10 protein-coding genes and 1 pseudogene are annotated in these 9506 nt (G+C 73.8%); 8 read left to right on the top strand and 3 right to left on the bottom strand.

The genetic code is table 11. From position 1 onward, the window contains the following. On the bottom strand, positions 1–499 hold a 499-nt coding region (locus tag BG452_RS22370), incomplete at its 3' end, for a hypothetical protein (protein ID WP_188306127.1). 209 nt (positions 500–708) lie between these two features. Then, entirely contained in the window at positions 709–2058 is a 1350-nt protein-coding gene (locus BG452_RS22365; RefSeq protein ID WP_188306126.1) for an aminotransferase class I/II-fold pyridoxal phosphate-dependent enzyme, read from the bottom strand. 172 nt (positions 2059–2230) lie between these two features. Between BG452_RS22365 and BG452_RS22360 the strand changes: the two genes are divergently transcribed. The 5 genes from BG452_RS22360 to BG452_RS22340 all read left to right on the top strand — a co-directional run bounded on the left by BG452_RS22360 (position 2231) and on the right by BG452_RS22340 (position 5706). Beyond that, positions 2231–2914: an HAD family hydrolase gene (locus BG452_RS22360; protein ID WP_188306125.1), complete on the top strand. Its 684-nt coding sequence runs from the start codon at positions 2231–2233 to the stop codon at positions 2912–2914. 145 nt (positions 2915–3059) lie between these two features. Then, on the top strand, positions 3060–3779 hold the full coding sequence (locus tag BG452_RS22355; RefSeq protein WP_411292995.1) for a phosphoribosylaminoimidazolesuccinocarboxamide synthase: 720 nt from the start codon (positions 3060–3062) through the stop codon (positions 3777–3779). Then, positions 3772–4473: an SDR family oxidoreductase gene (locus BG452_RS22350; protein WP_317621173.1), complete on the top strand. Its 702-nt coding sequence runs from the start codon at positions 3772–3774 to the stop codon at positions 4471–4473. Before BG452_RS22355 ends, BG452_RS22350 begins: the two co-directional genes overlap by 8 nt. Before the next feature lie 34 nt (positions 4474–4507). Next, on the top strand, positions 4508–4909 hold the full coding sequence (locus BG452_RS22345; RefSeq protein ID WP_188306123.1) for a hypothetical protein: 402 nt from the start codon (positions 4508–4510) through the stop codon (positions 4907–4909). Between the two features lie 2 nt (positions 4910–4911). Continuing rightward, on the top strand, positions 4912–5706 hold the full coding sequence (locus tag BG452_RS22340; protein WP_188306122.1) for an HAD family hydrolase: 795 nt from the start codon (positions 4912–4914) through the stop codon (positions 5704–5706). Between the two features lie 165 nt (positions 5707–5871). On the opposite strand, the gene BG452_RS22335 is transcribed toward BG452_RS22340, so the two are convergent. After that, entirely contained in the window at positions 5872–6525 is a 654-nt protein-coding gene (locus tag BG452_RS22335) for a hypothetical protein (RefSeq protein ID WP_188306121.1), read from the bottom strand. 257 nt (positions 6526–6782) lie between these two features. Between BG452_RS22335 and BG452_RS22330 the strand changes: the two genes are divergently transcribed. From BG452_RS22330 to BG452_RS22320, 3 genes and pseudogenes are all read left to right on the top strand, one after another. After that, positions 6783–7394, top strand: a complete 612-nt coding sequence (locus BG452_RS22330; RefSeq protein WP_411292994.1) for an LmbU family transcriptional regulator — start codon at positions 6783–6785, stop codon at positions 7392–7394. Positions 7395–7676: 282 nt separating this feature from the next. Then, the gene (locus BG452_RS22325) at positions 7677–8468 is read left to right on the top strand and encodes a phytanoyl-CoA dioxygenase family protein (protein WP_188306119.1); all 792 of its coding nucleotides are present in this window, start codon (positions 7677–7679) and stop codon (positions 8466–8468) included. Between the two features lie 43 nt (positions 8469–8511). Beyond that, positions 8512–9506, top strand: a pseudogene (locus tag BG452_RS22320) (NAD(P)-dependent oxidoreductase); the annotation flags it as partial.

Raw genomic sequence — 9506 nt, 5'->3', positions numbered from 1 at the left:
GCAGCTCGCGCTCGGCCCGGAGCAGCGCCTCGTACAGCTCCGGCGGGGCCGGCCGGGGGCGGCCCGCGGCCGGGTCCGGGTCGTCCGGGTGCCAGGGCGGGCCCTCCCCGGTCAGTGCCCGCTGGAGCCCGGCGGCGCCCATCGCGTCGATCCGCTCGGCGTCCAGCACGGCCGCGCCGTACGGGGTTTCGGCGGCCCGGGAGCCCGGGCCGACGACCGTGAGCAGGTCCCGGTGCAGTTCTCCGGGCACCCCGGAGCGGGTCAGGAAGTCGCGTGCGGTGTCCTGGGCGCCGTCCGGGGCGTCCCGTGCGCCGGGCAGCCGGAAGCGGTGGTACAGGTAGGCGGCGCAGTGGGCGGTGCCCGCGGCGAGCCCCGACTCCTCGGCGATCCGGCCCGCCAGCGCGGCGGTCCGGGAGAGGTGGCCGGTGTCGTAGGGCGCGTCGAGCGCGCCCAGGTCGGCCAGGGTGTGGTCGTGCAGGCGCTCGAATATCGACGTCACGGCCTTCGGACTCCTCGGTCCGTGCTGGGTGGGGGCGTGGAGCGACCTGCCCGAGCGCGGCCGGTGCGTGGTGCCGGGCGTCCGGTCGGCTGGGCCGGTGGGAACGGTCGGTGGAGAGGCGGAACGGCCGACTTCTCTCCAGATCCGCCCGCCAGGATCGTTCGCACCGATCCCCCCTGTCAAGGACGCCTCACCCGCCTCACCCGTCCTCAGGTCAGGCGCCCGCGCTCCGGATCGACCCGGAGCGCGGCGGCCACCTCGGCCGCCAGCGCCGGGATCTCCGCCAGGGCGAGGCCCGAGACGGTCAGCCGCAGCCCGGGCCCGGAGCGCAGCCGGAACGGCGCGCCCGGGGCCACCGCCCAGCCCCGCTGGAGCAGCGCCACCACGGCCGAGGTCTCGTCGCGCACCGGGATCCAGACGTTGAAGCCGCTGCGCCCCAGCGCCGGGACGTCCTCCGCCGCCAGGGCGCGGATCAGCGCGCCGCGCCGCTCGGTGTAGTGGGCGGCCACCCGGGCGCGGTCCACCGAGGCGTCGGCCAGCAGCCGGGCCGCGGCCCGCTGGAGCACGTGGCTGACCCAGCCGGTGCCCAGCCGCTGGCGGCCGCGCAGCCGGTCCACGGTGTCGGCGTCGCCGGTCAGCACGGCCAACCGCATGTCGGGGCCGAGGAGTTTGGTGACCGAGCGGACCACCGTCCAGTGCCGCACGATCGGGCGCCCGTGCGCCGCGCAGACCGGGTGGTACGGGGTGTCCGCGATGGCGTGCCCGAAGTCGTCCTCGATCAGCAGCACGTCCGGATGGTCCGCCAGCACCGCGCGCAGCTCGGCGGCGCGGGCGGCGCCGACCGTCGCGCCGGTGGGGTTCTGGGCGCGGGAGGTGATCACCAGGGCGGCGGCGCCGGCTGCCAGCGCCTGGGCGACGTCCTGCGGGCAGGGGCCGTCGTCGTCGACCCCGACGCCGGTCATCCGCAGTCCGAGCGCCGGGAGCAGGTCGTGCAGGCTGCCCCAGCCCGGGTCCTCGACGGCGACCAGGTCCCCCGGTCGCAGCCGGGTCTGCAGCACCCGCTCGATCGCGTCCAGGGCGCCCGAGGCGACGGCGGTGGACCCGCCGGGCAGGCCGTCGGCGGCGAACTCCCGCCGGGCGATGGCCAGCAGGCCGGGGTCCATCGCCGGGCGGCCGTACAGCACCGGGTCGCGTAGCTGCTCGCCGGCCGCGAAGGCCAGGGCGTCGGCGAGCGGCGGCAGCAGGCCCGCGCTGGGGTTGCCGTCCGTCAGATCGCGGACGCCGTCCGGGACTTCGAAGTGCCGCTGGTCGCGCGGGGTGTGGGTGGGCCGGGGCAGCACCCGGGTGCCGCGCCGCCCGCCGGTCTCGATGACGCCGCGGTCCCGCAGCAGCCGGTAGGCCGCCGCCGCCGTGTTGGGGTTCACGCCCAGCTCGGTGGCGAGCCGGCGGAGCGGGGGCAGGGGGCTGCCGGGGGCGAGGTGACCGGCGGTGACGGCCTGCTCGACGTCGGCGGCGATCTCCGCGGCCCGACGCCCGCGAATCCGGTGCTGCTCTGGCATGATGACCATTCTGCACGACTGCTTCCGGGCCCGTTCGGGTCCGCTCGGTCGGCTCACGTCCGCCGGCTCAGGTCCGCGCCGCGGGAGGCGGGTCTTCGGCGCAGTCCCCGGCACGGTCCCCGGAGCGGTCGTCGGCACACGTCATCGACACGTACTCCGAGGTGGATCACCGATGCTCAAGGGCCAGACGCTCGTCTTCGACGCCGACGACACGCTGTGGGAGAACAACGTTCTCTTCGAGCGCGTCATCGACGGCTTTCTGAACTGGGTCTGCGCGCCGGAGGATCGCGCGCGCACCAGGGTCCTGCTGGACGAGATCGAGGCGAAGAACGCGGTGTCCCTCGGGTACGGCGCGGAGATGTTCCGGCAGAGCCTGCGGGACTGCCTGGAGGCCCTCAACGGGCGAATCCCGACGGACGTGGAGAACGCCCGGGTGGAGGAACTCCTGACCCCCCTGACGAACCGTCAGGTGGAGCTGATCGAGGGCGTCGCCGAAACCCTCGTCGCCCTCTCCGGGAACCACGAACTCCTGCTGCTCACCAAGGGGAACCTGGAGGAGCAGCAGCGGAAGGTGGACGCCTCCCGGATCGCCCACCACTTCCGCGGCATCCACATCGTGCCCGAGAAGAACGTGGACACGTACCGGCGGCTCACCGCCGAGCTGGGCCTGGACGCGGAGCGCACCTGGATGATCGGCAACTCGCCGAAGTCCGACATCCTGCCCGCACTCCGGGCCGGTCTGAAGGCCGTCTACATTCCGCACGAGCACACCTGGGTGCTGGAGCACGAGGAGTTCCGGCCCGAGGAAGCGACGCTCGCGCTGGGCAGCTTCGCGGAGTTGCTGGAGCACTTCTGAGTCCAGCCCCCCGATCATGACATGGCCTCTTCTAAACCTGCCGGAGGCTCTTTCTTTCCGGTCACGCCCGTGCCAGACTTGCCGCACCGCTGATCATTTAAGTCCTAGGCACCCTTGTGTGCCCGACCTCCTGAGAGAGCGACCTGTGGCCTCCTTAGACGCGGTTTCCGTGACTTCCCGTACTCCGGACATCCAGGGGCGGAGTAAGAAACTCTGGCATGTCGACGAGGGCCTCTGCCTGATCGAGATGATTCCCTCGCTCCGGAGTTTCACCTTCGATCGCGACGAACTCATCGACGGAACAGCTGAGTTGCGTCTCGACTTCTTCGAGTACGTTTCGGCGCGACTCGCCGAACGCGGTGTCCACACCGTCTTTCGCGAGCGCGTGGGGCCGGCCAGTTACCTCGCCGACTACCGGCCGGCCCCGCCGTTCGAGGTCATCGTCAAGAACCGGGCCACCGGTTCGACCATCCGCAAGTACCCCGGCCTCTTCGAGGAGGGGCAGGTCCTCGACCGCCCGGTCGTGAAGTTCGACTACCGGACCGACCCGGAGGACCAGCCGATCGGCGAGGACTACCTCCGGCTGCTCGGCGTCGACGTCGAACACCACCGGCAGGTCGCGCTCGACTGCAACGCGGCCCTGCGCGACCTGCTCGCGCCGCTCGACCTCTGGGACTTCTGCCTCGTCATCGCGCCCGACGACAAGCACGGACTGGTCGTCAACTCGGAGATCTCGCCGGACTGCATGCGCCTCAAGACCGTCGACGGCATGCCCTACGACAAGGACATGTTCCGGCAGGGCGCCGGCCGTGAGGACATCCTCGCCCGCTGGGCCGAACTGATCTCGATGGTCTCCGGTGGGTGATCCCGCGGCGCCGCCGATCGCCCTGGTGACGGGGAGCAACCGGGGCACCGGACGGGCCGTCCGCAGCCGGCTGATCGCCGACGGGTACGAGGTCCGCTGCCTCAACCGCACCCCCTGCGCCGACCACGAGGACCCGGTCACCGTCGACTTCGGCGACCCGGCCGCCGTCGCCCTGGCCGCCGGGCGGGTCCTCGCCGACGCCCCGCGGCTGGACCTGCTGGTCGTCAACGCCGTCACCCGCGGCTTCGGCACGGTCGCCGACGTCAGCGCACGGGACTGGGACGAGGCCGTCGCGGTCAACCTCACCGCGCCGGTGCGGCTCGTCCAGGCCGCGCTGCCGCTGCTGCGCCGCGCCCAGGGGCACATCGTGCTGATGGGCTCGCACGCCGGCTCCCGGCCGTTCGAGGGCGGCGTCGCGTACTGCGCGACCAAGGCCGCGCTCAAGCAGGTGGCCGAGGTGCTGCTGATGGAGGAGCGCCGGCACGGGGTGCGCACCACCCTGCTCAGCCCCGGAGCGATCCGGAACTTCGACGACGACCACTCCGCGTACAAGATGAGCGTGGAGTCCGTCGCCGAGGTGGTGTCCTGGGCGGCGTCCACGCCGCGCGACACCGTCCTAGGGGAGATCGAACTCCGACCCGGCAGGCTGGACACCCCACCTGTCGTCGGGCTCGACCGCCTCCAGCACGTCTGAAGGTGCACGAACTGCGACCGACAGGAGTGGAACCGTGGAACCGCACACCGGCACGGCCGGACTCTGCACGCCCGAGGCCGAATGGGACGAGGGGAGCGGGGAGTTCTCCGCCGACCTGCTGCCCGGCGCGGACGGGCCGGACGCGGCCCTGATGTCCTTCCGGACGGTGGTGTGGGTCGGGTTCGGCGCGTCCGGTGCGGTCAGCTCGGTCGACGTCCACGACATCCCCGCCCGGCTCTCCGACCGGATCCCCCGGGTGGAGGGCGATGACGTCCTCGGGCGCGCGGTCGTCGACACCCAGTGGCTCTGGGTGCCGCTCGGCAAGGAGCCGACCGTGCGCCGGCACGCGGGCACGGCCGACGTGGCGGCCGTGGTGACCGGCGCGGGCCTGGCCCGGCTCACCCTGCGGTTCCGTCCGGAAACCCCGGAGGGCTGACCATGGCCGACGGATACCGCCTGCTCGCCTGCGACCTGGACGGCACGCTACTGGACTCCGCCGGGGTGCTCCCCGACGAGGTGTCGGACGCGCTCGGCCGGGCGGTGGCGGCCGGCCTCGCCGTCGCGGTGATCACCGCCCGGCCCCCGCGCGACGTGCCGACCGCGGTCCGGGCGGGCATCCCGCCCTCGGCCTACTGGGCGCACGGCAACGGGGCGTTGGTGTTCCGGCCGGGCGAACAGCGGCCCAGCCGGCAGCTGGTCTTCGATCCGGCGGTGCCGCACCGGATCGCCACCGCCCTCGGGGAGGCCCACCCGGACTGGGTGCTGGCCTTCGACCTGCTGGACGGGACGGTCGTCCAGCCCGGCTTCCCGGAGGAGGTGGCCCGGCACTGGAACGGGGTCGAGTGGCGCGGCGGCGTGGAGTCGGGCCGGCCGGTGGTGAAGCTGCTGGCCTGTCCGTTCGCGCCGTTCGGCACCGAACTCGTCGACGCCGTCCAGGGGTTGGTGGGCATCGACGCCGAAGTCACCGCGTCCGGGCCGCACTTCCTCGAACTCGGCCCGCGCGGCACCGGCAAGCACGGTGTACTGGCCTGGATCGCGGCGGACCTGGGGCTCGACCCCACCCAGGCGGTCGCCGTCGGCGACGGCCTCAACGACTGCGGGATGCTCAGGCTCGCGGGCCTCGGCGCCGCCCCCGCCAACGCCCCCGAGGCCGTCCGGCGCGCCGCCGACCGGCTGCTGCCGAGCAACGACGACCACGCGGTGGCCCACCTGGTCGACCACCTGCTCGGCTGAGCCGGGGGAGCGGGGGCCGGCCGCCCCCGCTCCGCCGGCGTCCTGACGTCAGCGGTTCGGCGACGAACCGCTTCGTCGGCATGCGCGGACGCACCGGCCGGTGTTCACCCGTGTCGGCGCGTCCGCGTTCCGACGTATCGGCCGGTGTTCACGCGTGCCGACGCGTCAGCGCTCCGACGCGCCCTCGGCCGGGTCCAGGGCGAACGCGACCATCTCCCGGTAGACCGGGGCCGGTTCGTCGTCGGCCGAGTACCAGTCGCCGGGGCCGGTGCGCTCCTCCCACGCCAACTGCGCGGCGGCGAGCGCGTCCACCAGTTCGGCGGCCAGCCGGCCGGCCTCGAAGAGGTCCTGGTCGGTCGACTGCGAGCTGGCGCCGACGATCTGGCCGCGGATCGCGGCCGAGTGCCCGTAACGGAACCCGCCGCTGCCGCACAGATGGGGGTCGGTCAGGACCGCCTCGCCGTAGTTGCGTCCCAGCCGGCGGTGGCCCGCGGCCTTGGCCGCCGCCCTGGGCAGGAAGCGCCGGGCGTCCTCGCCGACGGTGATCACCGCCATCACCGACCGCGCCTCGGGCACCCACGGCCCGGCCGTCGGGTCCAGCAGGACGAAGCCCATGCTCGCCCGGGGGTACGGGTCGCGCGGCGCGGCGCCGGCGTCGGCGGTGTGGTTGCGCCAGACACTGGCCGCCCGGCGCAGCCCGAGGCCGAGCAGCAGGGCGGCGAACTCCGCGTCGTCGAAGAGGTGCTGGTACGGGTTGTGCCGGTGCTGGGCGCGCACGGTCAGGCCGTGCTCCGAGACGCTCTCCCGGGTGGTGGTCACATCGGCTCCTTCGGCGCAGGGTCGGGGCGGTGCGATTGTGACCACGGTGGCCGGTGGGCCGCCAGGGCCGTCCTCCGGTTCTGACACGGCCATGTCCCGCCGGCGGGACGGCGGGCGGCGCCGCTCCCGCCCCCGGGCGCCGCCCGCCCTATGGCTGGTCTAGACCTTGAAGCGGTGCCGTTCCCTTCCTCACAATGATCGACTGTTGCTGCGACAACGGGGAGGACGGCATGCGAGGGGTGGATCGACCGGACCGTGTGAGGATTCCGGGAAGGCGCGCCGGGAGGGGTTTCGTCCTCTCCCGGGACCAAACCTCGCTCTCCCTCCCGGCCAGAATCCCGATCGACGTGTGGATGAGCATCGGGCAGGATCTCGGGGCCGCCGCGGATTCCGCCACCTGGTGGCTCGGCGACTGGCTCGTCTACGGCCAGGACCGTTATCCGGAGCGCTATCGACGGGCCATCGACGAAACCGCGCTGGATTACCAGACCCTGCGGAACTACGCCTGGATCGCCCGCAAGTTCCCGCCCGGGCGCCGCCGGCCCGCCCTGAGCATGCAGCACCACGCCGAGGTCGCCTCGCTGGACCCGGAGGTCCAGGACGACTGGCTGGACCGGGCCCAGCAGGGCGGCTGGTCCCGCAACGAACTCCGCCGCCGGATCCGCGCCGCCACCACGCGGGGCGCGAGCACCCGGCCCTTCTCCGTCGAGCTCCGCCTCGCCGTCACCCAGGCCCGCCACGGCCTCTGGGAGGACGCCGCGGACCGCGCCAACTGCGACCTGGCGGCCTGGGTGCTGGCCGTCCTGGACGCCGCCGCCCGCCATGACGCCGAGGACCGCGACCGGATGCGGATCGCCGAGGCCGGCTGACCCCGCCCCGACCGGAGTTCGAGGCCCGGTGGACGACGAACGTTGACCGCGGCGAATTCCCGACGCTGTGATGACCACGGCCGGGGAGCCGACGCGAAATACCGGTGAACAGCCGACCGCCACCGAATCACCGCCACCGAATCACCGACCGCCACCGAATCACCCGGTGCCGAATCACGAACGCGACGGCGGAAAGACCCCGCCGTGCGCCGCCATGTCCGCACGGCCGGCCGCAACGGAATTCCCCCCGGCCCCGGACCGTACACGGGAAAGGATTCAGCCATGACCGTCAGCGCACCCCTCGACCTGGCCACCGCATTCCGGGAGGACGGCTTCGTCTTCGCCGGCACCCTGCTGTCAACCGACGAGACCGAGGCGTACCGGGCGATCTACGACCGGTTCCTCGCCGGCGAGATCGAGAGCGGCGACAAACGCTCCGACCTCGGCTCGCACGTGCCCCGGGCCGAGGGCGCCGAAGCCGGCGTGGAGAACATCACCCAGATCATGTGGCCCTCCGCGCTCCACCCGCCGATCCTCGAACTGCCGCTGCACGAACGCGGGTTGGCCCTGGCTCGGGAGCTGATCGGCGAGGACGCGACGCTCGACTTCGACATGCTGATCCACAAGGCCCCGCGCACCGCTGTGCCGACGCCCTGGCACCAGGACGCCGCCTACTGGATCGACCTGCCGGACACCCGGGCCGTCTCGATCTGGGTCGCCCTCGACGACGCCGGGCCCGACAACGGCTGCATGTGGTACGTCAGGGGCTCGCACACCCGGCCGCTGCGCCCGCACCGCCCCACCAGCGACGGCAGGAACATCGAGTGCGACTGCTCCGAGGACGAGCCCGGGGCCACCGCCGTACCGGTGACGGCCGGGCAGGGCGTCGCGCACTCCGGCAGCACCCTGCACTACTCCCGCGGCAACACCAGCGACCGGGTCCGGCGGGCGTACATCCTCAACTACCGCCCCGCGGCGATGATCCGGCTGGAGCGCGAGCACGGCGCCGACCACGGCCTGAACGTCAACGAGCGCAAGGTCCGCAACGCCGGCGCCGACCGCGCCGACGGCTGACCCGCCCGCACCGATCCTCCACCCCCCACAGCGAGGTAGACCGATGGATGTCAGCAAGGAACCGGCCCAGGTGCGGCTCAGCGGCGCGGTGATGAGCCACCCCAAGCGCGCGGAGGAGGCCCGGCGGCTCGCCGAGGCCGACCCCCGGGGCCGCGTCCGGGTGGTCATGGACCCGGAGCCGGACGGCCGCCCGACCGCCCTCCGGGTGGCACCGCTGTCCTGGTCCTGCGTGGCGCCCGACGCCACCCACCACCTGGTGCTGCAGGACGACGTGGTGCTCGCCGACGGCTTCTACGAGCACGCCGAACGCGCCGCCGCCGCGGCCCCCGGCGAGGCGATCGCCCTCTACGCGGGCTGGGAGGCCCGCAACGGCGCCGTCGCCCGGCTCGCCGCGCTCACCGGCGCCCCCTGGGCCCACACCCTCCAGGAGCACGTGCCCTGCCAGGCGCTGCTGCTCCCCGCCGAGGCCGCCCGCGGCTACGCGGCCTTCCAGCAGGAGCACGGCGGCGGCTGGCCCTACGACGTCGTGGTGCAGCGCTACCTGAACGCCCTCGGCATGCCGGTGCGCTTCTGCACCCCCAGCACGGTGCAGCACGACGACCTGCCCAGCCTGGCCGGCAACACCTACCACGGCTTCCGCCAGGCCACCCTGTTCACCGGCCGGGCCGGCCGCGCGAGCACCGACGGGCCCTGCCCGCGCTTCCCGGTGGTGCCCTTCTACCAGTACGGCGAGGCCCGCTGCGCCGTCCTCCGGGGCACCGAGTGGGAGTACCTGGAGACCGAGCGGGAGCTCGCCCGCACCGGACTGCTGGACGCCTGCCTGACCGCGCTGCGGGAGGCCGGCCCGGACGCCACCGCCGCACTCCCGGACGGCGCCGGCCGGGCCGTGTGGCTGACCGCCTTCGCCCTCGGCACCGTCACCGCCGACGCGCCCGAGCCGGAGCCGCGGGTCGCCGCCGCCGTCATGGAGACCCTCGGCGCGGGCGGCCTGTGCGAGGAGTTCACCGCCGCCGAACTGCTCGCGATGGCCCCCGCGGT

Origin of the sequence: Streptomyces sp. CBMA123 (assembly GCF_014596465.1) — a bacterium.
Lineage (GTDB): Bacteria > Actinomycetota > Actinomycetes > Streptomycetales > Streptomycetaceae > Kitasatospora.
Note: the sequence above shows the minus strand (reverse complement) of the source record. Positions and strands in the feature narration are given on the sequence as shown.